The 24,868-nt window shown below is 40.8% G+C and carries 27 protein-coding genes; 3 read left to right on the top strand and 24 right to left on the bottom strand.

Going from position 1 to position 24,868, the window contains the following annotated elements; translation table 11 throughout:
• Positions 1 to 8: 8 nt before the first annotated feature.
• From dtd to ggt, 3 genes are all read left to right on the top strand, one after another.
• A complete protein-coding gene (dtd, locus tag D7322_RS11655) occupies positions 9 to 467 on the top strand; it encodes a D-aminoacyl-tRNA deacylase (protein WP_121124548.1) in 459 nt (152 codons plus the stop codon).
• An 18-nt stretch (positions 468 to 485) separates the two neighbouring features.
• Positions 486 to 812 (top strand): nucleotide pyrophosphohydrolase, encoded by a 327-nt coding sequence (locus D7322_RS11650; protein ID WP_121124392.1) that lies wholly within the window; start codon positions 486 to 488, stop codon positions 810 to 812.
• 67 nt (positions 813 to 879) lie between these two features.
• The gene (gene ggt / locus D7322_RS11645) at positions 880 to 2,577 is read left to right on the top strand and encodes a gamma-glutamyltransferase (RefSeq protein ID WP_121124390.1); all 1,698 of its coding nucleotides are present in this window, start codon (positions 880 to 882) and stop codon (positions 2,575 to 2,577) included.
• Between the two features lie 68 nt (positions 2,578 to 2,645).
• On the opposite strand, the gene groL is transcribed toward ggt, so the two are convergent.
• The 24 genes from groL to D7322_RS11525 form a co-directional block, all read right to left on the bottom strand.
• Complete coding sequence (groL, locus tag D7322_RS11640) at positions 2,646 to 4,283, bottom strand: chaperonin GroEL (protein ID WP_121124388.1); 1,638 nt, start codon at positions 4,281 to 4,283, stop codon at positions 2,646 to 2,648.
• Positions 4,284 to 4,396: 113 nt separating this feature from the next.
• A complete protein-coding gene (locus D7322_RS11635) occupies positions 4,397 to 4,672 on the bottom strand; it encodes a co-chaperone GroES (protein ID WP_121124386.1) in 276 nt (91 codons plus the stop codon).
• Positions 4,673 to 4,972: 300 nt separating this feature from the next.
• Complete coding sequence (secG, locus tag D7322_RS11630; protein ID WP_121124384.1) at positions 4,973 to 5,392, bottom strand: preprotein translocase subunit SecG; 420 nt, start codon at positions 5,390 to 5,392, stop codon at positions 4,973 to 4,975.
• 12 nt (positions 5,393 to 5,404) lie between these two features.
• Positions 5,405 to 6,478, bottom strand: a complete 1,074-nt coding sequence (locus D7322_RS11625; RefSeq protein ID WP_121124383.1) for a hypothetical protein — start codon at positions 6,476 to 6,478, stop codon at positions 5,405 to 5,407.
• A 12-nt stretch (positions 6,479 to 6,490) separates the two neighbouring features.
• Positions 6,491 to 7,006 carry an LptE family protein gene (locus tag D7322_RS11620; RefSeq protein ID WP_121124381.1) on the bottom strand — a complete coding sequence of 172 codons (516 nt, stop codon included), beginning with the start codon at positions 7,004 to 7,006 and terminating at the stop codon, positions 6,491 to 6,493.
• A gap of 10 nt (positions 7,007 to 7,016) precedes the next feature.
• The gene (locus D7322_RS11615; RefSeq protein ID WP_121124379.1) at positions 7,017 to 8,294 is read right to left on the bottom strand and encodes a sigma-54 interaction domain-containing protein; all 1,278 of its coding nucleotides are present in this window, start codon (positions 8,292 to 8,294) and stop codon (positions 7,017 to 7,019) included.
• A 37-nt stretch (positions 8,295 to 8,331) separates the two neighbouring features.
• Positions 8,332 to 9,768, bottom strand: coding sequence for a tRNA (N6-isopentenyl adenosine(37)-C2)-methylthiotransferase MiaB (miaB, locus tag D7322_RS11610; protein WP_121124377.1), 1,437 nt, complete (start codon positions 9,766 to 9,768; stop codon positions 8,332 to 8,334).
• A 259-nt stretch (positions 9,769 to 10,027) separates the two neighbouring features.
• Complete coding sequence (locus D7322_RS11605) at positions 10,028 to 10,711, bottom strand: OmpA family protein (protein WP_394342593.1); 684 nt, start codon at positions 10,709 to 10,711, stop codon at positions 10,028 to 10,030.
• Between the two features lie 206 nt (positions 10,712 to 10,917).
• Entirely contained in the window at positions 10,918 to 11,679 is a 762-nt protein-coding gene (locus D7322_RS11600) for a hypothetical protein (RefSeq protein ID WP_147430383.1), read from the bottom strand.
• A gap of 152 nt (positions 11,680 to 11,831) precedes the next feature.
• On the bottom strand, positions 11,832 to 12,230 hold the full coding sequence (locus D7322_RS11595; protein ID WP_121124373.1) for a hypothetical protein: 399 nt from the start codon (positions 12,228 to 12,230) through the stop codon (positions 11,832 to 11,834).
• Positions 12,231 to 12,235: 5 nt separating this feature from the next.
• Positions 12,236 to 13,648, bottom strand: coding sequence for a 23S rRNA (uracil(1939)-C(5))-methyltransferase RlmD (gene rlmD, locus D7322_RS11590; protein ID WP_121124371.1), 1,413 nt, complete (start codon positions 13,646 to 13,648; stop codon positions 12,236 to 12,238).
• Positions 13,649 to 13,915: 267 nt separating this feature from the next.
• Positions 13,916 to 14,491, bottom strand: a complete 576-nt coding sequence (locus tag D7322_RS11585; protein WP_104385291.1) for a TetR/AcrR family transcriptional regulator — start codon at positions 14,489 to 14,491, stop codon at positions 13,916 to 13,918.
• 114 nt (positions 14,492 to 14,605) lie between these two features.
• Positions 14,606 to 15,646, bottom strand: coding sequence for a phenylalanine--tRNA ligase subunit alpha (gene pheS, locus D7322_RS11580; protein WP_077438207.1), 1,041 nt, complete (start codon positions 15,644 to 15,646; stop codon positions 14,606 to 14,608).
• Positions 15,647 to 15,941: 295 nt separating this feature from the next.
• Positions 15,942 to 16,400, bottom strand: coding sequence for a single-stranded DNA-binding protein (locus tag D7322_RS11575; RefSeq protein ID WP_121124369.1), 459 nt, complete (start codon positions 16,398 to 16,400; stop codon positions 15,942 to 15,944).
• A gap of 19 nt (positions 16,401 to 16,419) precedes the next feature.
• On the bottom strand, positions 16,420 to 17,469 hold the full coding sequence (mutY, locus tag D7322_RS11570; protein ID WP_121124367.1) for an A/G-specific adenine glycosylase: 1,050 nt from the start codon (positions 17,467 to 17,469) through the stop codon (positions 16,420 to 16,422).
• Between the two features lie 106 nt (positions 17,470 to 17,575).
• A complete protein-coding gene (locus D7322_RS11565) occupies positions 17,576 to 18,055 on the bottom strand; it encodes an urease accessory protein UreE (protein ID WP_121124365.1) in 480 nt (159 codons plus the stop codon).
• Positions 18,048 to 19,004: an urease accessory protein UreD gene (locus D7322_RS11560; protein WP_121124363.1), complete on the bottom strand. Its 957-nt coding sequence runs from the start codon at positions 19,002 to 19,004 to the stop codon at positions 18,048 to 18,050. The genes D7322_RS11565 and D7322_RS11560 overlap by 8 nt, the downstream gene beginning before the upstream one ends.
• Positions 19,005 to 19,016: 12 nt before the next feature.
• Positions 19,017 to 19,646 carry an urease accessory protein UreG gene (gene ureG / locus D7322_RS11555; RefSeq protein ID WP_120261827.1) on the bottom strand — a complete coding sequence of 210 codons (630 nt, stop codon included), beginning with the start codon at positions 19,644 to 19,646 and terminating at the stop codon, positions 19,017 to 19,019.
• A gap of 102 nt (positions 19,647 to 19,748) precedes the next feature.
• Positions 19,749 to 20,435, bottom strand: a complete 687-nt coding sequence (locus tag D7322_RS11550) for an urease accessory protein UreF (RefSeq protein WP_120261828.1) — start codon at positions 20,433 to 20,435, stop codon at positions 19,749 to 19,751.
• 101 nt (positions 20,436 to 20,536) lie between these two features.
• Positions 20,537 to 21,031, bottom strand: coding sequence for an urease accessory protein UreE (locus tag D7322_RS11545; protein WP_121124361.1), 495 nt, complete (start codon positions 21,029 to 21,031; stop codon positions 20,537 to 20,539).
• 10 nt (positions 21,032 to 21,041) lie between these two features.
• Complete coding sequence (gene ureC / locus D7322_RS11540; protein ID WP_121124359.1) at positions 21,042 to 22,892, bottom strand: urease subunit alpha; 1,851 nt, start codon at positions 22,890 to 22,892, stop codon at positions 21,042 to 21,044.
• 6 nt (positions 22,893 to 22,898) lie between these two features.
• Entirely contained in the window at positions 22,899 to 23,270 is a 372-nt protein-coding gene (ureB, locus tag D7322_RS11535) for an urease subunit beta (protein ID WP_121124356.1), read from the bottom strand.
• 14 nt (positions 23,271 to 23,284) lie between these two features.
• On the bottom strand, positions 23,285 to 23,587 hold the full coding sequence (gene ureA, locus D7322_RS11530; RefSeq protein WP_046674789.1) for an urease subunit gamma: 303 nt from the start codon (positions 23,585 to 23,587) through the stop codon (positions 23,285 to 23,287).
• A 36-nt stretch (positions 23,588 to 23,623) separates the two neighbouring features.
• On the bottom strand, positions 23,624 to 24,832 hold the full coding sequence (locus D7322_RS11525) for a porin (RefSeq protein ID WP_121124354.1): 1,209 nt from the start codon (positions 24,830 to 24,832) through the stop codon (positions 23,624 to 23,626).
• Between the last annotated feature and the right edge of the window lie 36 nt (positions 24,833 to 24,868).

The raw sequence follows: 24,868 nt of genomic DNA, 5'->3' as shown, positions 1-24,868 counted from the left end.
TTTTTATTATGCGTGCAGTAATACAACGGGTAAAACATGCTTCCTGTACAGTGGACGAACAGATCACTGGGCAGATTCAAAAAGGTTTGGTGATCCTATTGGGAATAGAAGAAGCCGATACAATTGAAGACTTAAAATGGCTGGGGCAAAAGTTCGTTAACCTACGGATTTTTGAAGACGAGCAGGGACTAATGAATAAATCCATACAGGATATCGGCGGTAATATCTTACTGATTTCCCAGTTCACCTTATTCGCTCAGACAAAAAAGGGAAATCGGCCTTCGTTTATTCGGGCAGCCAAACCTGATACCGCCAAACCCCTTTATGAAGAAATGGCCAAATTGCTTTCCAAACTGATTGATCAGCCGGTTCAGCTCGGCTTATTTGGGGCGGACATGAAAATCAATCTATTGAACGATGGTCCCGTTACCATCGTTATGGATACAAAAGATAAGGACAATTTTTAAACTACTAAATCCGAAAAAATGACAATTAAAGAAGCACAGGAAGTAATTGATAAATGGATCAATACAACAGGAATACGTTATTTCAATGAGCTGACAAATACAGCCATGCTCATGGAAGAAGTTGGTGAAGTCGCCCGGATTATGGCCAGACAGTACGGCGAGCAATCGTTCAAAAAATCCGATAGAGAAGTTAACCTGGCAGATGAAATGGCCGATGTATTGTTTGTCTTAATGTGTCTTGCAAATCAAACGGGTATAGATCTGACCGATGCACTGGAAAAGAACCTTCAAAAGAAATCCATTCGGGATGCAGACCGTCATAAAAACAATGAAAAATTAAAATAACACCTTTGTATTCCATCGGTGTCCAAGGTTTAATATTAATCTTACGCACAATTTTAGAGCAGATATTATGAATAAACTATTTATTTATTCGTTAGTGGGGAGTTTACTATTCGCTTCGTGTTCCAGCAGGCAGTTTGGTTCACATAGGACCAGCCCTGCCACCTTCAACAAAGCTGCTGTGGTCACTGCCCACCCTCTGGCCTCCGAAGTCGGAGTGATGATTTTGAAAAAGGGCGGCAATGCAATTGATGCTGCTGTCGCTGTGCAGTTTGCTCTTGCTGTTGTTTATCCCAATGCAGGCAATATCGGTGGTGGTGGATTTATGCTATATCGCAATAGCCAAGGTCAATACGATGCCTTGGACTTCCGGGAAACTGCTCCCAGAAAGGCGCACCGGGATATGTATCTTGATGCACAAAAGAATGTTATTCCCAATTTGAGCTTATACAGTCAGTTAGCATCCGGTGTTCCCGGTTCTGTTGCCGGCATGTGGGAAGCACATCAGAAATATGGAAAACTGACGTGGAAAGAGCTTCTTGCCCCAGCGATTGAACTTGCCAAAAATGGTTTTAAAATCAGTGAAAGACAAGCCAACGAATTTGAGAGTCATAAGGAACGTTTTGTCAAGCTGAATCCTACGGGAGCAGCAATTATCAAAAATACAACATGGCAAACCGGTGACCTATTTGTACAGGAAGATCTTGCCAATACCATCGAACGAATCGCCAATGAGGGACGCGACGGCTTCTATAAAGGAAAAACGGCTGATTTGCTTATTGCCGAGATGAACAGAGGCAAAGGAATCATTACCCATGAGGACCTCACAGGCTACAAGGCACTTTGGCGTACCCCCATTGCATCAAGTTATAGAGGTCACAAGGTTGTTTCTATGCCACCGCCATCGAGCGGCGGAACTTCCCTACTGGCTTTATTAAAGTCTGTGGAGCAATTCCCCCTTCAACGCTGGGGTTTTCAGACAGACTCCGCAATACGTGTCATCGTTGAAGCAGAACGTTATGTGTATGCAAATAGGGCAAAGTATTTAGGAGACCCCGATTTTATCAATGTCCCTGTGCAGCAACTGATAGATTCCTCGAAAAATGCAGCTAAACTGAATCCGTTTAATTTTCGTCAGGCGACTTTAAGCAAAAACGTCAATGCGGATGTCATTCCGGGTTATGAGAGTGAGCAGACAACTCATTTCAATATTGTTGATGAGCAGGGAAATGCTGTTGCCATTACCACAACACTCAATGATTCCTATGGCTCTGGGGTCATCGTGAATGGTGCAGGATTTTTATTGAACAACGAAATGGATGATTTCTCGGTAAAGACCGGCGTACCCAATATGTATGGCTTGACAGGAGAAAAAGCAAATGAAATTCAGCCCGGAAAAAGAATGCTGAGTTCCATGACACCGACCATTTTAGAAAAAGATGGCAAGCTATTTATGGTGGTAGGAACACCGGGCGGATCAACGATTATTACCTCCGTTTTCCAGACCATATTAAATGTAATCGACTTTGGTCAAAATGCACAATCCGCTGTCAGTTCACCCCGATTCCATCACCAGTGGTTACCTGACCGCATCGATGTGGAGCAAGGTGCGATTGATATAACATTGCGAGACAAATTGACAAAGGATGGCTATGCAATAAATCCCCGCGGGGCAATAGGACGTGTAGAAAATATTCTTGTCCTTCCAAACGGCAAATTACAGACAGGAGCCGATCCCCGTGGAGACGATACGGCAAAAGGATATTAATCATCAAATAAAAAGGCTCATCTGGAATCCCAGATGAGCCTTTTTTATATTATATAGTTCGGATGATCTTACATCATGCCACCCATACCACCACCCATTGGAGGAGCACCAGCACCTACAGGGTTTTCTTCAGCCTCATCAGCTAATACACATTCTGTTGTCAACAACATTGAAGCAACTGAAGCTGCATTTTCTAAAGCAATACGAGATACTTTAGTTGGGTCGATTACACCAGCCGCGATTAAGTTCTCGTAACGGTCAGTACGCGCATTGTAACCAAAGTCAGCTGTACCTTCTTTTACTTTCTGAACGATCACTGCACCTTCGATACCTGCGTTATTACAGATTTGACGTAAAGGCTCTTCAATAGCACGTTTGATGATATCGATACCGATTTGCTCGTCTTCGTTCTCACCTTTAAGGTTTACCAAAGCTTCTGTAGCACGGATAAATGCAACACCACCACCAGCAACGATACCTTCTTCAACTGCAGCGCGAGTCGCATGTAAAGCATCGTCAACACGGTCTTTTTTCTCTTTCATTTCAACCTCAGTAGTAGCACCTACGTACAATACAGCTACACCACCTGACAATTTTGCCAATCGCTCTTGTAATTTCTCACGGTCGTAGTCAGAAGTTGTTGTTTCGATTTGTGAACGGATTTGAGCAACGCGAGCTTTGATGTCATCTACGTTACCGCCACCGTTGATAATTGTTGTATTATCTTTGTCAACCTGAACTTTTTCAGCTTGCCCCAAATAAGATAACTCCGCATTCTCCAATTTGAAACCTCTTTCTTCAGAGATTACTGTACCACCAGTTAAGATAGCGATATCTTCTAACATCGCTTTACGACGATCACCAAAACCAGGAGCTTTTACAGCCGCCACTTTCAGTGAACCACGGATTTTATTGACGACTAAAGTCGCAAGAGCTTCACCGTCCAAGTCTTCAGCAATGATCAATAATGGTTTACCAGTTTGAACTTGTTTTTCCAAAATAGGCAACAACTCTTTCATGTTGCTGATTTTCTTGTCGTAGATCAAAATGTAAGGGTTATCTAATTCTGCTTCCATTTTGTCAGAGTTCGTAACAAAGTATGGTGACAAATAACCACGGTCAAATTGCATACCTTCTACAGTTTTTACTTCTGTTTCAGTACCTTTTGCTTCTTCAACAGTGATAACACCATCGTTACCAACTTTTTCCATCGCTTGCGCGATCAAAGAACCAATTACCTCGTCGTTATTTGCAGAGATAGCTGCTACTTGTTTGATTTTGTTATTATCTTGACCAACTTCTTGAGATTGAGATTTCAAGTTGGCAACAACAGCTGCCACAGCTTTGTCAATACCACGTTTTAAATCCATTGGATTAGCACCTGCTGCTACAGATTTAATACCCGGAGCAACGATCGCTTGTGCCAATACAGTAGCCGTAGTTGTACCATCACCAGCTTGATCAGCAGTTTTGGAAGCAACCTCTTTTACCATTTGAGCACCCATATTTTCTAAAGCATCTTTCAATTCGATTTCCTTCGCAACTGAAACACCATCTTTAGTGATTACCGGTGCACCGAATTTTTTCTCAATAATTACGTTACGTCCTTTTGGACCTAATGTTACTTTAACAGCATTAGCTAAAGTGTCTACACCTTTTTTAAGGGCCTCACGAGCCTCAACGTTATATTTTACTTGTTTTGCCATTTCTTTAGTATTGAGTATTGAGATCTTGGTAGTGAGACTCTAATATGACAAGTCTGCAGCTACGAACCGCCTCATTTTTTAAATTTAACTTTGTAATTTTGACTTTTGAACTCTTAGATAACAGCGTAAATATCTGACTCACGCATAATTAAATACTCTTTCCCTTCGTAAGTAATTTCAGTACCTGCATATTTACCATATAATACTTTGTCACCTACTTTTACAGTTAACGGCTCGTCAACTTTGCCAGTACCTACAGCAACTACTATACCTTGAGATGGTTTTTCTTTTGCTGTATCGGGAATATATAACCCTGAAGCTGTTTTTTCTTCTGCTGGAGCAGCTTCTACTACTACTCTATCTCCGATAGGTTTGATACTTAATGCCATAATTAATTTACTTTTTATCTGTTATTGAATTTATTTTTATGTTATAATCGTTATAGACACATCATCTTTTATGCCAATTGTAAATAAGGTGATGTATAAGACAATTTTTCACCGAAAACTTAACATGTCAATAAATAAAAGCGGATTTTGCTGTCACACTGTCACTGTTTATATGACATCCTTACATAACCGTATTCGTCATTCCGGCCACATGTTGATAAGCAAACTGACAAACCCGTGTATAGCAAAAAGGCCTCGTCTAAATTATAGACGAGGCCTCTTGAATTTCTTTCTTCGCAACTATTTCTTAGCTTCTTCAGTTGGCTTAGCTGCTGGCGTTGTCGCCGGAGTTTTTTGTTCTGATTGCGCTGGAGCAGCTTGCTCTTGTCCTGCTGGAGCACCTGCAGGTTTCTGTGCTGGCGTACCCAAGTTCAAAGGTCCCTGTTGTTGCGCAGGGGCTTCAATTTGACCACCCAAGCCTCCTTTAGATGTACTTGGCGCTGTCCCCATAATGTTAACCCCCAAACTAAAAATCATAATAGCAATAACCATGATCCATGTACCTTTTTCCAAAAAGTCTCCTGTACGTTTTACACCCATTAGGTTTGTTCCTCCGGAAAAACCAGATGATAAACCGCCACCTTTTGGATTTTGGATTAAAACCAAAAATGCTAAAATAATACTAGCTAATATGATAAGACCAATTAATAATCCTTGCATCTCTTTATGTAATTAATTTAATTTCTTTTCTAATTCTGTTATGCGTGCCGCAAAGTAAGCATTTTTTTCTGGATATTTCAAAACTAATTTTTCGTAAACCTCTATTGCTTTAGGATATAAACCCTGTTCGGTATATATTTTTGCAAGGGTCTCCGTTACCAATGAATGCTGATCTTCCGAGCTTTTTCTAGCCTTATTCTCCAAATCCAACTTTTCAGCCTGTAGTGGTTGGATCATAGGCTCCTCGCGGATAAATTTCTCGATTACCTCATCCGTTTTGCGCGGAATCTGGAAGGCAATTGTTGTTTTCACCTCATCACTGAGTTTTGCCTCCGGTGATTGCAGATGGAAAATATTCTCCCGAATCTGTTGATCCAATAGCTGGCTATCCAATTTTTCATGGATCTTGGCAATATCATCATTTGATGGTGCCATAGGACCCAAAGGTGACTTTACATAGGGCTGATAGGTTTCAGCATATTCAAGTCGTGTTTTGTGCAACCACCACAAGAAACTATAGGGCATGGTATCATCATCATAGACCGAGACACGCTCCTGTGTATCCTTGAGTGACCGAATAGCTGTTTCAGAAGATACCGGTTCAGCTATTTCTGGCTCCTCAACCGAGGTGACCTGTTGTTTTGCTTCACTCGAACGAAAATAATCCTGCGCTACACCTGCTTGAATCAAACGGTCCAATTCATCTGTCTTCTCCACCACGTTTTCAACTTCAATTTTCACCGCCTCAACTTCAGTCTCAGCCACGACTGTTGCCTCAACATCTTCATCAAGGTCGTCCTCAAGAATTATGATGTCCTCCAATTGGATTTCTTCCCTCTCCACCGTTGGCCTACTATGCATAAATTCATACAACCAGTTTGGAGACGAAGCATAAAGCAATGTAGACGATAAATTCTGAACAGGTTTGCTTTCACCAAAAACTTTACGCTCATAAATAAATCGTAAACTTTGCGCATACGGATATTTTTCGATCAAGCCTAAAATCACTTCTTCATCAACAGATTCTGGGTGATTGATCGTTCGAAAAAAAAGTTCATTATTCGATAGTGGCATAGTCATATTCATCTTGGGAAAGGATTACCAGTTGGCAAACGCCTTATTATAAATATCCTCTGTCAACATCTGGATAACCTCCTTACCCAAGCTCTCCTCCTGTGCACTCTGAAGATTTCCAGCAAACTCTTTGAAGCGTGTAAAAGGCTGCTCAAAGTCGTCTTTAGGGTTAATCTTATTGTGGTAAGAAACTTTAATGGTAATGGTCAATCTATTCATTGCAGCCCGATCCGTCCCTGCTTCAACAGCTGCTGGGCTGATCGTATAATCTGTAATGAAGCCTTCAAAAGTAGCATCACCATCTTGGTTGACCTGACTTAATCGGGATTGATTTCGAATACGCTCCTTTAATGCCTCCGTAAAATTCTGGCTTAAAGTCGGATAAACCAAAGGCGCAATATTTTCGAAATATTGAATATTGACTGTCTTCATCCCTTCTGGAATAGATCCTCCCGTAAATCCATATTTCACACCACAACTGTTCATTAAGAATAGAAAAGTGGTCGTGAGCAAGGTATATAAAATTCTTCTTGACAACATCTGCAAAACCTTAGTCTAAATTTAAGTCTTTAATTTTCCTATACAAAGTCCTTTCGGAAATTCCCAATTCTTGTGCCGCTGCCTTACGTTTGCCGCGGTGTTTTTTCAAGGCCTTCTTGATAAGATCAGATTCCTTGTCCACCAAGGACAAAGACTCTTCCACTTCCTGTGCATCTTGCAGATATTCATCCTGGGTAGCGGGATTCTTCAAGACATTTGCCGTATTGTTATTAGGCGAATGTATCGTCAGTGTTGGCGCAATACCGTATCCTTCGGCATCAGATTTTATCTGTGGTTCAATTTCCTGATAAAGCTGATTAATATAAGGCGAATTTTGATCGAACGTAGTAGAATCCACACCCTTCTGGATCAGCTCAACAACGAGTTTTTTGAGATCGACCATATCTTTCTTCATATCGAAAAGAACCTTATAAAGTAAATCTCTTTCTGAAAAATCTTCTTTTGCGCTATTATTTGATGAAACTATGGCCGGTAAGCTCGTCCGCGATTCATTTGGCAAATAGTTTTGCAGGGTATGCGCATCAACAACACGTTCTTTCTCTAAAACAGCAATCTGTTCGGCCACATTTTTTAATTGACGCACATTGCCCGGCCAATTATAGTTGCGCAGCATATTTTGTGCATCTTCAGTCAATTGCACTCCGGGAGAGCGATATTTTTCCGAAAAATCGACAATGAACTTACGAAATAATAAATTGATGTCTTCAGGACGTTCCCTAAGCGAAGGAACACGCAACGGCACGGTGTTCAGACGGTAATACAAATCTTCCCGAAATTTACCTTTTTGAACTGCTTCAAACATATTGACGTTTGTCGCGGCAACCACACGTACATTCGTTTTCTGAACTTTCGATGATCCTACACGAATGTACTCTCCGGACTCCAAAACACGTAGTAATCGAGCTTGCGTCCCCAAAGGCAGCTCCCCGACCTCATCCAAGAAAATTGTTCCACCGTCGACTACTTCAAAATAACCTTTACGTGCTTCGTGAGCACCGGTAAAGGAACCTTTCTCATGCCCAAATAATTCAGAATCTATTGTCCCCTCTGGTATTGCACCACAATTGACTGCTATAAACGGCCCATGCTTGCGGGAACTCAATTGATGGATAATATGCGAAAAAACTTCTTTACCACTACCGCTCTCACCTTGTATTAATACAGAAATATCAGTTGGAGCCACCTGTCGGGCGATATCTATCGCCCGATTTAGCAACGGTGAGTTACCGATGATTCCAAACCTATTTTTTATATCTTGATTATCCATAAATTTCCAGTTGGAAATAAATTTATATTAAGTTTTCTTAATCGACAATTTTACCTAACAAGGTTGCTGATGTACATGATTCTACACGTACATTGACGTAATCTCCCTGTTTGTACCGAGGGTCTATCGGAAATACAACCAAGGCATTTTGATCGTTACGACCGCAAAAATCAAACTCAGATCTTTTTGAAAAACCTTCTATAAGCACCTTACATATCTTTCCAATAAAATGTTGATAACGATATAAGCTATGGTCACGTTGTTTGTTGATTACCTCAGTCAAACGACGTTTTTTGACATCCTCCGGAATATCATCCGCATAGCGCTTCGCAGCTAATGTCCCCGGTCTTTCGGAATAAGCAAACATATACGCAAAGTCATATTTCACATAATCCATCATGGATAATGTTTCCTGATGTTCTGCTTCTGTTTCTGTACAGAAACCCGTGATAACATCAGTTGAAATCGCACAATCTGGAATAATCTTGCGGATAGCGTCTACACGTTCCATATACCACTCACGATCGTAAGTACGATTCATCAGTTCCAATATCCTGGAATTTCCGGATTGTACTGGCAAATGGATATAGTTACAAACATTTTCATGCGCGGCAATCGCATATAAAACCTCATCTGTGATATCTTTTGGGTGGGAAGTCGAAAAACGAACGCGTAAAAGCGGGCTCACCTTAGCCACCATGGTCAATAACTTGGCAAACGTTACCGTTTCGCCCGGAGCTTCACCTTCTGCAACGGGTACAGTATACTTATAGGAATCCACGTTTTGACCCAATAGAGTCACTTCTTTATATCCCGCATTGAATAAATCCTGCGCCTCTTTCACAATAGAATGAGGATCACGGCTGCGCTCACGTCCACGGGTAAATGGAACCACACAGAACGAACACATATTATCACAACCGCGCATGATGGAAATAAAGGCTGTCACACCATTTGAATTTAATCGAACCGGATTAATATCGGCATAAGTCTCCTCACGTGATAGCAGGACATTCACTGCCTTTGCACCGTCATCGACCTTATCAATTAAATTAGGGAGATCACGATATGCGTCAGGACCTACCACAACATCAACTAATTTTTCTTCTTCAAGAAACTTCGATTTTAAACGCTCAGCCATACAGCCCAACACACCGACGATCATTCCAGGATTCCTGGTCTTAGCCGCCTCAAATTCTTTCAGTCGATTACGAACACGCTGCTCTGCATTCTCGCGGATTGAACAGGTATTAATAAAGACAACATCTGCTTCCTGATAATTTTTTGTCGTCTCAAAACCTTTATCCAACAAAATAGAAGCAACGATCTCACTATCCGAGAAGTTCATTTGACAACCGTAACTTTCAATATACAGTTTACGTCCATTACTTATCTTTGGATCCTGTTCTAATAACAATGCCTCACCCTGACGAGATTCGTCGTGTTCCTTAGTTGTATGTGTTAAATCTAACATAGCTCAATTTTCAAAGACTACAAAGTTAGAAATTAAAATCCATATAATGACAGTTTGTCAGCCAGAAATATAGTTTATGCTTTGTCAAATTTTAGCGCTAAATACTCCTGCGCTCCAACCGCACTATATCCCTATGCATGGAGATTTTACAAAAAAAGCACGGATAAATTTCCGTGCCTGTATATTTTGAAAATCAACAAACGATTTTTAGTGAAACGCTAACAACAACCGATTCCACAGGAACCAGCTATTCAGTTGCTTATTGACCAGCTTGTTGTTTTGCCTCTTTCTTCATTTGATCACCAGCAACGATAACGATCTCCACACGACGATTTTGTGCACGTCCTGCTTCTGTATCATTACTTGCAATTGGCTCCGAGAAGTTTCTTCCTTCAGTTTTAATACGTGAAGAAGCCAGTCCTTTGGATACAGCAAACGCACGTACCGCATTTGCACGGTCCAAAGAAACTTTGTCATTCGCCGCTAACGTACCTACATTATCTGTATGTCCGATAACCAAGATCTCTGTCCCTTGTTCCTTATTTAAAGTGGTAACCAAGTTAGCGATATTATCTTTTGCAGTGGCTTTCAAATCAGATTTGTTGAAATCGAATAAAATACCTGAATCAAATTTCACAACAATACCCTCTGCGGATTGAGTTACTTCAGCACCTTCGACGGTTTTAGAAATCTCAGCAGCTTGTTTATCCATTTTCTTACCGATCAATACACCGGCTGCACCGCCAATAGCCGCACCTGCTAATGTACCAATAGCCGTATTACCAGCCTTACCGCCAATTAATGCACCTAAAGCACCACCCGCTACACCACCGATTACACCGCCTTTAGTCGTATTATTTGTATTTTGGATTGTAGAACAACTTCCAAATAACATAGCCGAGGTTGCAACAGTCAAACCAAATACAGCTAATTTTCTATTCATTTTCATATCTATCTAAGACTTTTAATATTCAAACTAAATACTGTCCATGTTAAAATCAAACAAAGTGCCAAAAGCAACCATTTTCAACTTTTTTGTAACGATATGCTCAAAAAAGCATTATAACACGTATAAATGAAGACGATCCACTACAAATAATCCCGATGACCAATGTTCAAAAGAGCTAACAGTATGGAAAGGAAATTGTTTTACTTCTCCTGCGTCTTAACTTCGATATCTGGCAACAACGCCCCTTTTGGGCGGCCCTTTGCTTCGAAATCCTGCAAAGACTGTTGCACATAATTCATCAAATCATATTGTCCCCAGTGTTCGGCGAGATCAAATGAAGGACGATAACGTACCATAAAAGCATCTAAATCGGCACTATCCAATTTTGTTAATTTCTGGACCGCCGCGCGTGAAAAAATACGGTCGACCTGTAATTCTTCTTTTTCCCGGTCCATAAAACGTCCAAAACGTTTCGCATTTTTTGCTTCCCGTCCAAAAAGATTATAAAGTGCGGTAGCAGGACTTCCTAAATAGGTCCCAAATTTATTTTTCCCCCCATTATAAACTCCTTTTTTGGAGTAGTTTCCCATCGCCTCATTTAGTTCGGCCTCTTTCGACTTCCTTTCTACGATTACTGTCTCAAGCTTTATCCCTTCCTGCATCTCAATATAAAATTCATTCAGGTTTGTCAACACTGTCTTTACCGGTGAAAATCCGACCTTAGTGAAAGAAAGCGAATCCCCCACCGAAGCGTCAATCGTAAAGACACCGAAAGAGTTTGTCAGCGCCGATCTGCTCGTCCGCAAATTTAGCACAACCACATCGCCAACTCTATTGGCAGTCCCCTTCTGCATCACCATACCTGACACTTGCTGTATATGTTGTGCCTTTGCTCCGAATGCCGTCAAAACCAACATCAATACGCCTAAAAGCCCTCCTATATGTATGTGTATTCTTCTCATTGGAATATATTGTTATTATCACGCCAAGCTTTACAACCCCATGCCGCCCTTAGCGTTCCGGCCTTATTTCCGCGTCATGCTTCCAGCCTATTTCGTTAAAAATAGTAATAGTTTGACAATTGTATTGTTAAAAAAGTTTAAATATTACTTCTTCATTTATAGGGATAAAAGACAAAATTGGCTCCTTCGGCAACAACCACAAACAGGCACATAAAATCCTTAGCAGATTTATAATTCTGAATAAAAGTAGCTTTACGGTCTTCCTGAATGATATCCATTTCGACAAACTCCTCCAACGTAGAGGCATTGATTGTCCAATTTGTCTCCAGTTCAGTACGGTCCAAGATTATCTCTCCTACCGATACCTCATGTTGATGTGCCACAAAAATCGGATAGGAAGAATAGCCTTCCTCAATGATTTCCATCGCAACCTCACGGATTGACTCACTATAAAAATCAAGATCAACCTGCAAACTTTTCAATGGACTCTGCCCAGTAGATGGCGCTTCCTCATTTCTGGATCCGCTCGAAAATAAATCCTCTACTTCCATATATATTATGATTTTTTAAGTTCCAATAGAACGACATTTTCTACGTGCTGTGTATGCGGAAACATGTCTACCGGTTTAATACGCTTCACGTCGTACTTCTCAGCCAATAAAACTAGATCTCTCGCCTGTGTCGCAGCATTACAACTGACATAAACAATTCTAGGGGATTCCATCTCCAATAAACGGGCCACAACATCCGCATGCATACCTGCTCGTGGTGGATCGGTAATTACGACATCTGGTTTACCATGCTCAACAACGAAAGAAGGAATCAACACATCTTTCATATCCCCAGCATAAAACTTCGTATTGTTGATATTATTGATCGCCGAATTTACCTTCGCGTCTTCAATTGCAGTAGGGACATACTCAACTCCGATGACTTCTTTTGCTTTCTTAGCGACAAAGTTTGCTATTGTACCAGCCCCCGTATATAAATCATACACGAGCTCATCTCCTTTTAAATCCGCAAAATCGCGCGTGATCTTATAGAGTTCGTATGCTTGTGCTGAATTGGTCTGATAGAAGGATTTCGGTCCAACCTTATAGCGAAGACCTTCCATCTCCTCATAAATAAAATCACGACCTGCATATACATGAATATCCTGATCAAAGATGGTATCATTACGCTTTTGATTCACGATATACAAAAGCGAAGCAATCTGAGGAAACCTTTCATTGATGAAATTCATCAATAATTCCACCTGGCCTTCCTCTGGATAAGCAAAAACCACAATCACCATCATCTCACCAGTAGACGAAATACGGATGATCAGATTGCGTAATACCCCAGTATGCTCGCGGAGATCATAAAAAGTCATTCCTTTGCTTAGCGCAAAGTCCCGTATGGTATTCCGAATCTCGTTGGAAGGGTCTTGCTGAAGAAAACAATGATCAATATCCAGAATTTTATCAAATCGCCCCGGTACGTGAAAGCCCAAAGCATTCATTTCCAATTGCGATGCATCCTCATCAACCGAAGTCAACCATTTCTTATTGGAAAATGTATATTCTAATTTATTTCTATAATACTCCGTCTGAGCCGATCCCAAAATATCCTCCATGGCGGAAGTATCTACTTTCCCGATCCGGGATAAAGCATTGTCAACAGACTGTTGTTTAAATTTTAATTGGGATTCATAGCTCATGTGCTGCCATTTACAGCCTCCACAGACACCAAAATGCTCACAAAAAGGATCTACGCGATAAGTAGAAGCTTCCTTCAGACTCGTCACCCGAGCCTCAGCAAAATTCTTCTTCTTGCGCATTAACTCCACATCGACAACATCACCCGGGACAGCTTTTTCGACAAACAAAACCAGATCATCGGTTTTCCCCACACCTCTACCTTCTTCGGCAATATCAATGATTGCGATATCTTTCAAGAACTTCTTTTCTTGCGGAATTCTTCTACTCATAGTTCGCAAAAATACAATTTTTTATAATGATTTTTCACTGGCCTACATTGTCTTAGAAAAAAGACCCTTCATATAGCGCAATAATCGATTTTGATCAGGCAAATTTCCTTTATTATTCGCGGATATGCAGCATTGTTTAATGCCTATAAAAAGGTCTAAATTCAGACATACTTCCTTGAAAAAAAGTAAACGTTAGAACATTAGCAAAAGGAAGATTATTGAATAGGTGGATAATAGGCGGCAATAAACAACAGAACCCATAATCACTTAGAGAATCGTTGCCTGAACAAGGTACGGAAGAATCTCTTTTTGAAAAGAAATAAAGTTTTTACGTACATCGGCATCCGAAACGGCAGTAAAAGCAAAAGAGAATACAATGCTCTTACTTGATTTGATCAGAAATGTCAGTTTTTCCTCACTGATCGCTTCATTGATCTTTTCATTCTGGATAAATGTACTCAAAAGCAGGAATTCCAGATCCTCAGATAGTGTTTTTAGATATTCCTGTGCATTGGCCGACTCACGGATAAATTCCCAGCCAATCAATTCATTGCATGCTGTATAAGTCAGTCGGCTGACACGAAGAATGGTGGAAGCCAAAAAAGAGGCCATATCATCCTCATATTTTGTGGTCTTTAAGATATCCAGCAGACTTGCCCGCAGATAATCCATCAAAATGGCATGCAAGATCATTTCCTTACTATCAAAGTATTTATAAACCGTCGCCTTAGCAATCTTAGCTTTTTTGGCCAACGTGTTTACACTGGTTTTATGATAACCATTTTGACGAAAGAGTTCCCGTGCTGTTCTTTTTATGGATTCAATGATATGATCTGGTTCCATATTCTTCAGATAAGACTACCACACATCACACTATTTCCAACACCCGGATCGAATAAGACACACCTAAGGCTTGGCAATAGTGTGATGGTTTCAATAGTCTTTATTAGCATTGATTTATATTAATTCAGTCTCAAACTGAGCTAAGAAACGCGTATCATTTTCAGAGAAAAGTCGCAAATCTTTGATCACATATTTAAGATTTGTGATTCGTTCGATGCCCATACCGAAGGCAAAACCCGAATACTTTTTACTGTCGATTCCACAATTTTCAAGTACATTCGGATCTACCATGCCGCATCCTAAAATCTCTACCCAACCCGAATATTTACAAAGATTACACCCAGCACCTTTACAGATTGTACAAGAAATATCCATCTCAGCAGAAGGTTCTGTAAATGGGAAATACGAAGGGCGGAAACGCACTTTAGTGCCCTCACCATACATTTCTTGAACAAAATGGTATAAAGTCTGCTTCAAATCAGCAAACGAAACATTTTCATCCACATATAATCCTTCTACCTGGTGAAAGAAACAATGTGCACGAGCCGAGATAGCTTCATTCCGATAAACACGACCGGGCATAATCGCACGGAAAGGTGGCTTACCAGCTTCCATGAGTCTAACCTGAACAGAAGATGTATGTGTTCTGAGTGTAATATCGTTACCTTCCTGTTTTTTGATAAAGAATGTATCTTGCATATCACGCGCCGGATGCTCAGGCGGGAAATTCAACGCGGAGAAATTATGCCAATCATCTTCAATCTCTGGTCCCTCAGAAACGATGAAGCCCAGCTTTTTAAAGATCTCAACGATTTCCTTGCGTACCAATGAGATTGGGTGTCTGGATCCCAACTGAAATCCATTACCGGGCAATGTTAAATCACCCTCGATTTGCTGAGACTTCTGTTTCTCGCCGGAACCAAATTTCTCCTGTGCTTCCTTGAAGGTATTTTCCGCCAACTGCTTAAATTCATTCAGTACTTTCCCCAAAGTACGTTTTTCTTCAGGAGTAACTGTTTTGAATTCATCAAAAAGATTTTTTACAATCCCTTTGGAAACCAAAAACTTCAATCTGAAATTTTCTACATCGGCTGAAGAAGATGGCGCAAACGCCTTAATTTCTTCAGTATACTGCGTAATTTTATCTTGCAACATAATTACGACAAACATAGCCAAAATTTCCGCCAAAAAGAAATTTTAGCCATCTCTCAAACGGCTTCGAAAACACCCCTGCCTGCAAAATTTCGATCTAGATCAACCAGAATAAACCTATTTTTTATCAACTCATTGCGCATAAAAACACCGGTAAGATGATCTTTTCATCCCTGTCAGAAGCAAGCAAGAGTATACTAAAAATCAAAAAGAGCAGACTTTCATCTGCTCTTTTGCTCATAACTATATTAATGTAAAATAATATCCGTTCAATATTCAAAGCTGCTTTCGAGTTCGATTAAAATGGAAGCGGATTATCTTCCTGATCATTTTCGGTAAAATCAACTTCGATTTCTTTATCCTCGGCCTTCTGCGCGGGGGTGCTTGCAGCAGTTCCCGCATTAGCAGTTCCAGCTGGTTCAAAATCCGATTTCCGTCCCAAAAGAGTAAATGTCTCAGCAACCACCTCAGTAGCATAACGTCTGATCCCCTCTTTATCTTCGTAGGTACGCGTACGTAATCGACCTTCGATATAGACCAATTTGCCCTTAGTAAGGTATTTTACCGCCACATCTGCCAAACCGCGCCACATGACAATATTGTGCCACTCGGTTTGTTCGACCCGTTTTCCGTCCTTGTTATACGTTTCTGAAGTTGCCAATGGGAAACTGGCAACGGAGACATTGCCTTCTAAATATCGAATTTCGGGATCTTTTCCAAGATGTCCCACTAAAATAACTTTGTTAACTCCTGACATAATTTAAAAGCATAAATGGTTAAAAATTGGATCTTTCCAAAAAGGTAAAGATCAACTTGTGTTTAGCTAATTTATCTAAATCTTTTAAAAATACATAATCCCAATTGGATTTTTTTTGATTTAGACCGCCCTTTAACCGCACTTCAAAGAATGTCGCATAAATATTCTGATGGCTCAGAATATGTTTAGTTTGTTTTTGCAGAAGTTTGATCTCCGCCTTATCCCCGAAATACCGGACAAATTGCTCATCTATTAGAATCTCCGGTATCGTTAATGTCCGATCGGACTCGATAAGGGGAAACTCATATAAATTCTGCCAGACATCGCCTTCTCCGCGCTTTGACATCAAAATTTGCGCTTCATCTTTAACAATAAAATAATTAAAGTACCGTTCTTTGCTTGCTTTGCCTTTAAGTTTAACCGGCAATCGATCAACCTCTCCCTGTAGCACGGCGTAACAAGATGTATTAAACATACAAGTAATACACAAAGGTTGCTTAGGCTTACAATGAATAGCACCAAAATCCATAATGGCCTGATTGTATAATGCCGGATGGTCCTGATCCAAATTTTCCTGAGCGATAGCCGTAAAAGTTTTCTTTCCCTCAGTAGAATTAATCGCTGTGTCTATGCCATAATATCTCGAAAGCACACGGAACACATTCCCATCCAATACTGCCTGAGCCTCATTATTGGCAAAGGATGAAATTGCGGCAGCGGTATATTCACCTATACCGGGAAGCTTTAGCAAGGTCTTATAGTCTACAGGAAAAATGCCGTTATATTCGTCACGGACGATTCGTGCAGCCTTATGCATATTTCGTCCCCTTGAATAATAACCTAATCCCTGCCAAAGGTGTAAAATATCATCTTCCTCTGCGTTGGCAAAGTCAACGACTGTCTCAAACCGTTCCACAAATCGTAAATAGTAAGGCAGCCCTTGTTCTACTCGAGTCTGCTGCAGGATAATTTCAGAGAGCCAAATTTTATAGGCATCTCTTGTTTCCCGCCATGGTAAATCACGCTTATGCTGTAGATACCATCCCTGCAATTCCGCACCAAATGTCATAACAACAAAAATGCACAATTTTTCAACATTTTCAAGCAGCGCACAAACAAAGATCGGCTCCCGCTATCAAATCAAAACCTAAAACAAACGTTCAAATACTCAGCTCTTATTTTTTCGCATTGCGAAGCGACGTAATCTGTTCATCTGGTTCTAAAATGGCATTTTCCAAGGAAATGGAACCATTATATTTTTCTTTTAATGCCTGATACAAGCGTCCGTCATAGGAGACAGCAAAGCGCCCATCAGCTTTCAGATACACGGGCAAATGACGATTGCCTACATCAAAACAGAATTCTCCGACCACAGAAAGATCCTGACTGTCAAGCAATACACAAAGGCAGGGCAAGATATTGACCTGTATAAACAGATCTTCGCTATGATAGATACATTGCCCCGACTGTAAGGCCGTGCTGTCATCCCGTTGTATCTTTACCATATTTCCCTTACGCGTTTTGCGGTGGATAACACGTTTATTCACTTCAAAGTAGGAAAGATCCAAAATATCCGATTCACGATTGAATTTAACATGCTCAAAATTGGGAATGGACTCAATGAGGATTTCGGTAGGCTCTTTCGGTTTACGCATATTTCAGTCCTTCCTCCGTAGTACTCTTGCTTACCCTCTTTTTCCGCGGACTGGCTGCGTCTTTCTTGTCAGCAACAACAACTTCAGTCAAAACCGCTTCTGTCACAACCGGCAAAGTCTCGGTCGCCTCATTTTCGATGACTTCAACTTCTTTCGACTCCGACAGTTTATGCATGGTAAAGTCCCAGCACAATTGCCCTAACATTTGCAGAAAATCATACAGCAATTCACCATCAGAACCCAGCGCTCGTAAAATAACGACATTTGATGATGCCTGTGTAAATCCATAAGAGATGTCATTATATTCTACAGTCAATATTTCGTCAAGTTCATTCTTTAATTCCTGCGCGAAAAGAGCGGAGAATATAAAGGTCGCTTGATGGGTGTAACCTTCAAAGAAGAGCATTTTCTGGATTGGCTGCTTTTTGGGTTGCAACAGCTGATTGTCGATGAAGGCCAGTTTTCCTGATCTGAAAATCTTAGTCTGTGTATGCAAACGATCAAATTCAAATGCTTCTTTCATATAGATCCGTCCGACACTGATAATATCACCCCACATCAAAACCGCATCTTCGGCCAAATGAATATGATTGGTTGCCTTGAATATGGAGTCTTTAAAGGGCGTGACCGGATGCGGAATGTAATGCAATATTCCCCCCGAAGCCACCTGTACATCTGTATGCTGGCTAGCACCGGTTTTCATCGGATGTAATTTATTGAAAGACTGCGTAAACAGCTTTAATTGCGCCTCTTCCTTTACATGGACATCAATATGAAGATGATCTGTATCCATAATACCGGGTGATGCACTCATGATAATCATTTCCAGATGATCAGTTAGATTCGCTGCTCCATAATGTGTCAATTTATATGGCGCATTATGGTAGCTTTCTTTTAGTCTGCTTCTACCGTCCTCTTTGGCTACATTTAATACGATCTTACTATCCATATCCCGTTGTTTTTAACCTACTTGTTCTAATAAAGCATATTCTTTGATCCATTTCTTTACATCTTCCAACCCTTCTAATGTCATCAGATTCGTAAAAATAAAAGGACGTTCTCCACGCATCCGCAATGTATCACGGCGCATGACCTCCAAATCTGCATGTACATAGGGCGCTAAATCAATTTTATTGATCAATAACAAATCTGAGCGTGTGATACCAGGGCCGCCTTTACGCGGCATTTTTTCACCCTCGGCAACATCAAGAACAAAGATGGTTAAATCCGCCAAGTCCGGGCTGAATGTTGCTGTCAGGTTATCTCCCCCACTTTCAACGAAAATAAGCTCCACATCCTCAAAACGGTTGGCCAATTCCTCCACCGCTTCAATATTCATCGATGCATCCTCGCGGATCGCGGTATGTGGGCATCCACCAGTCTCTACACCAATGATACGTTCTGCTGGTAATGCCGAATTTTGCTGTAAATACATCGCATCTTCACGTGTGTAAATATCATTTGTAACAACACAAATGCTGTAATCTGCGGACATCGAACGTGTCAATCGTTCGATCAAAGCAGTCTTGCCCGATCCAACAGGTCCGGCAACACCAATTTTTACATAATTTCTTTTTGACGTCTTTTTCATCTCTAACTATTTATTTCATCGCTTAGATGAAGTTTATGATGCTTAAAATTTACCTTGCTCAATCAGATTAAATAAATTTTAAGTATAGCAGTAATCTTGCATTTACGATATATAGATCCGTGTATATAACTTTTCATGTTGCATACAACGGATATCTTGTGCGATACAACAATTACCGATTAAATCCTCTTCCAACGCTGGTTGCGCGATAACCAACTTATTGATTAATGGCTGCAACTTAAACAGAATCTGTTGTGCATCCATTTGACTAATAGGGACCAGTTTCGCGCAGTTGGTCATAATACCATTGAGTGAATTGTAATAAAAAGCACTCAATGCATCTGAATAACTAATCCCTTGCGCATGTGCAAACATGGCAAATGCCATCGCGTAATGCCCATGCAATTCTTGTGTATTTATTGCTTTTAAATAAGCTGAACAACGTTTAACCGGCTGCAATTTTTCAGTCAGCTTCAAGAAGCGTATTCCCAATTTTTTACTGGCATCCCGAATTTCATAAGGCGCTTTAAAGGCCGTGATCAAGGCATCTAATTCTGCTACCTTCTTCTTTGTTGCCTTTGTTTCGCATAATTGCCAAGTCTTATGAAAAAAGGCCGCATCGTTGTAATAGAAACTATGTTCCAATAAGGTCTGCGCGTACTCTTTGGCAGTTTTCGAGTCGTGTACAAGACCTTTGGTTATATAGGTTTCCAATCCATAGGAATGTGTGAATCCTCCAATCGGAAAAACGGAATCATTGATCTGCATCAATGTCAACAATGGATTCATATGTAAATTATTTTTTTTTAATGGTCATATGGAATATCCGGATTACTTTGTTCGATCACTCTTGCTGGCAATCGCCTGACCACACTTTGTGATCATTAGATTTATACCCCCTTTGCTAGCGTGATCTTATTTTGCACGACGGCATACTGATGTATGCGCAATGTATGCGTGCGTTCAATTACCCGTGACTCTTTCGTTGGTGTAAATCCCGCCCGCAGTAATTGTTCCCACAGCGGATTTTCGTAAGCCGCTATGATTTCATGAGCTGCGTTTATAAAAACAGGGATATGCTTATTGCCTATTTCTAAACATACTCTCGCCATATCCATTCTATTTTTTGGCCGTACGACTAAACAAGGACAGGGCAATATTCGGACAACGATACGGAGTTCTTCTGTTTCGAAAAGGATATCACCATCGAACAAGGAGTCTTCACCCAGATTTTTAAATCCGATCTCCCGGCCTTGAACGGTAAATCCCCGAATGACACGTCGCTCGGTATCAAACCATTCAAGCTCTAAAAAATCAAGTTCAGCAGCATCCTGCTCCTTGCCATCTGCCCAAATATTGCCTTTAATGTCTCTTGCTAAAATCATATATGCGGAATTAGAACAGGAAGTAACGTTGTGCCATTGGAAGCTCTTTTAATGGCTCACAAGTAGCTAATACACCATCCACTGTTACTTCATACGTTTCTGGATTGACCACGATATTTGGTGTGGCATGATTATGTACCATATCCTTTTTCATCACTGTACGACAACCTTCTACTGGCAAACATTTACGTGATAAATTCAATTTTTGGATATTTCCATTCTCTATGGATATTTTTGAAACGAAGTTGAAACACAATTTTGACACTGCCTTACCATAGTTTCCGAACATCGGTCTGTAGATGATAGGCTGTGGTGTAGGGATAGAAGCATTCGCATCCCCCATTTTCGCACCTAGGATCATACCGCCTTTGATAATCAACTCTGGCTTCACACCAAACAACTCTGGTTTCCACAAGATCAAATCGGCATATTTACCCGTCTCAATGGATCCAATATATTTATCAACACCATGCGCTTTTGCAGGGTTGATTGTAAATTTGGACACATAACGTTTTACACGGAAGTTGTCATTATCTTTACCCTTATCTTCAGCCAAAGGACCGCGTTGTATCTTCATTTTATGTGCCGTCTGGAATGTACGCGAGATAACTTCACCCACACGTCCCATCGCTTGACTATCCGAACTCATAATAGAGAATACACCCATATCTTGAAGAATATCTTCAGCGGCGATCGTCTGTGGACGGATACGTGAATCTGCAAAGGCAACATCTTCTTTTACATTTTTATCCAAGTGATGGCAGACCATCAACATATCCAAATGCTCTTCTGCGGTATTTACTGTAAACGGCTTTGTCGGGTTGGTAGATGCAGGGAGAATGTTTGGATACATTGCAATTTTAATGATATCAGGCGCGTGTCCACCACCAGCTCCTTCTGTATGGAACGTGTGGATAACACGACCATCGATTGCGGCAACGGTATCTTCCAAGAAACCAGCTTCATTCAATGTATCCGTGTGTATAGCTACTTGTACATCGTATTTATCAGCAACTTTTAACGCTGCATCGATGGTCGCAGGCGTAGCACCCCAGTCCTCGTGGATTTTTACTCCTAATGCACCAGCTTCAATTTGTTCCTCAATCGGTTTGGTTGTTGAGACGTTACCTTTACCGAAGAAACCAACGTTGATCGGTAAATTTTCAAACGCTTCAAACATACGCTCGATATACCATTTGCCCGAAGTGACCGTCGTTGCCAGTGTACCATCTGCCGGACCGGCACCACCGCCGATAAATGTAGTTACACCTGAGTATAACGCAGTTTCGATCTGTTGTGGCGATATAAAGTGAATATGTGTATCAATACCGCCGGCAGTAAGGATATAACCCGCGCCACCATGCACTTCTGTCGAAGCTCCGATGACCATTCCTTTGGTTACACCATCCTGTACGTCAGGGTTACCTGCTTTTCCGATACCAACAATTTTACCATCCTTAATACCAACATCAGCTTTCACAATACCCCAGTGGTCAATAATGATCACATTGGTAATACAGAAGTCTAAAACATCCTCATCACGCAGGGCACGGGCAGATTGCCCCATACCATCACGGATTGTCTTACCGCCACCGAATTTATTTTCTTCGCCATATACGTTGAAATCTTTTTCAATTTCTATAAACAACTCCGTATCAGCTAAACGCACCTTATCACCCGTGGTAGGGCCAAAAAGAGCAGCATATTTTTCTCTAGGGATATAAAGCTCCCCATCAATATATTTAACAGATGATTTGTCTAAACCTAGTTTATCTAAACCAAGCGCATGCAGACCAACGGTAGTTCCCAATGTAGTGAGCCCTACAACCTTAATCCATTCGCGTCTATTCCATCCTCCCATTCTATCTTATTTAGATTGTCTGAATTTTAATTTTTTCATTTTCTCAACAGCTTTCGATTTGACATTCTGGTCTGTAAACTTGCCATTTGTCAATCCATTGAAACCGTGAACTTCTTTACTTCCGCCAAATTCAACCAGCACAACAGACTTCTGTTCCCCCGGTTCAAACCGTACAGCCGTACTTGCAGGAATATTCAAGCGCATACCAAATGCCTTTTCGCGGTCAAACGAAAGCAATTTGTTCGCTTCAAAAAAATGATAGTGCGAGCCCACCTGGATCGGTCTATCGCCTTCATTTTTTACAACAAGGCTAGTGGTTCTACGTCCCACGTTAGCTTTGATTTCTTCTTTTTTTAAAATGTATTCTCCTGGAATCATATGTTTAAGATTTATTAACGAATAGGATCATGAACAGTGACCAACTTGGTACCATCCGGAAAAGTAACCTCAATCTGTACATCATGGATCATTTCAGGAACACCTTCCATCACCTGGCTTCTTTTCAATAAAGTCGTACCGTAAGACATTAAGTCCGCAACAGATCTGCCGTCTCTTGCTTCCTCCATAATCTGAGCACTGATATAGGCAATACATTCAGGGTAATTTAGTTTCACCCCACGCTTTAGTCGCTTTGCTGCCAATTCTCCTGCTAAATGCAATAGCAGCTTTTCTGTTTCTCTTGGTGTTAAACGCATAAAAAATAATTATTTGTTATTTTGTTAAAGGAATTATTACAGCACCGGAATGGTAAAATATGCGCCAAAAGCAACACGGTTATATTGACTTTTATCCATATTCATGAGTCCTTTGTAGTTTACCGTGTTCCCCACGTACCCTAGGTAAAATCGCAAATCCTGATTATGAAAAGGCTTATGTTGCAACGCAGCAAAGTAAGTCCAGTTTTGACGGAAATTTTTTCCAACTTGATCGTCATCTCTTGATCCGGCAGTCTCATAGCCACCTTTCAGAGCGACCTCCCATTTTTCACTTAAAAATTGATCATAACGAAGGATTGCGGAGGTATAACTGACATCCTTTGCCAAAATGCGCGCTGTACCCGTGCGTCCGTAAAAGTCATTGATAGCGGATGAAGCGATCAAAGCATGGTCAACACCCAGATAAGAATATTGTAGGTCTAAATAAACCATCTGCTTTGGCGTTTTAAACTTGTTGGCCAGGGAGACCGAGTGGTTGGTATGCCCCTTAGCAAACTGCGAGATATTATAAGACCATTTGGTATTGATCTTTTTATCCATAAAGGCTCCTACCCAAGTGAAGTAAGCACCCATGGGTACAGCCGAACGCTCCAAATCACCTACTGCAAAGCCATTTTTAGTATGCACATCCATAAAACTATCGTTTGTGGTATTATATACTTGTGCATGTAAGGAATGATTGGGATTAACTTCGTAGGACAATGTACCGCCGACTACAAATAAATTCAAGATGCGATCAACATAATCCGTGAATTTATATTCGTAAATTGGATTGTTTTCAAATTCGTAGCTCCCCACAATAGCACTCTGCTTACCCGCTGTGACCGACCATTTCAGATCCTTGCCGAATTTGTATTTGATATAGGCCATATCCAATGCTCTTGAACCATTGTCCTGACTGGTCGGTGCAAATGATCTATTCAGGCGAAAACGTACTTTATAAGAAAGCTGCTCGTTGTAATCACCGCTCATCAAGATGCGGGCATCGTCCAAATTTGCTTTTGCCTGACTGGAGCCATCGCTGTTATCAGCCTGCAGCCCCGCACGCAGCAAAACATCCAATTGAAATGATTTTGCCCTAGCTGGTTCTTTTGACAATAAACTACTTCTGGATAATAAGTTATTTCTTTCTGCTGGAATGGAATCTATTGGAGCCTGTTCCTGCGCATGTAATGCCGCAATACCCAAACCCAACGTTGTAATAAGTGAAAGTGTTTTTTTCATCCGTATAACTTGCTTTTTGTTGGTGATGAAGCTATC

The sequence above is a fragment of the Sphingobacterium puteale genome, assembly GCF_003627955.1.
In the GTDB taxonomy this organism is placed as follows: domain Bacteria; phylum Bacteroidota; class Bacteroidia; order Sphingobacteriales; family Sphingobacteriaceae; genus Sphingobacterium; species Sphingobacterium puteale.
The sequence above is the reverse complement of the archived record's forward strand: the minus strand, read 5'-3'. Positions and strand labels throughout refer to the sequence as shown.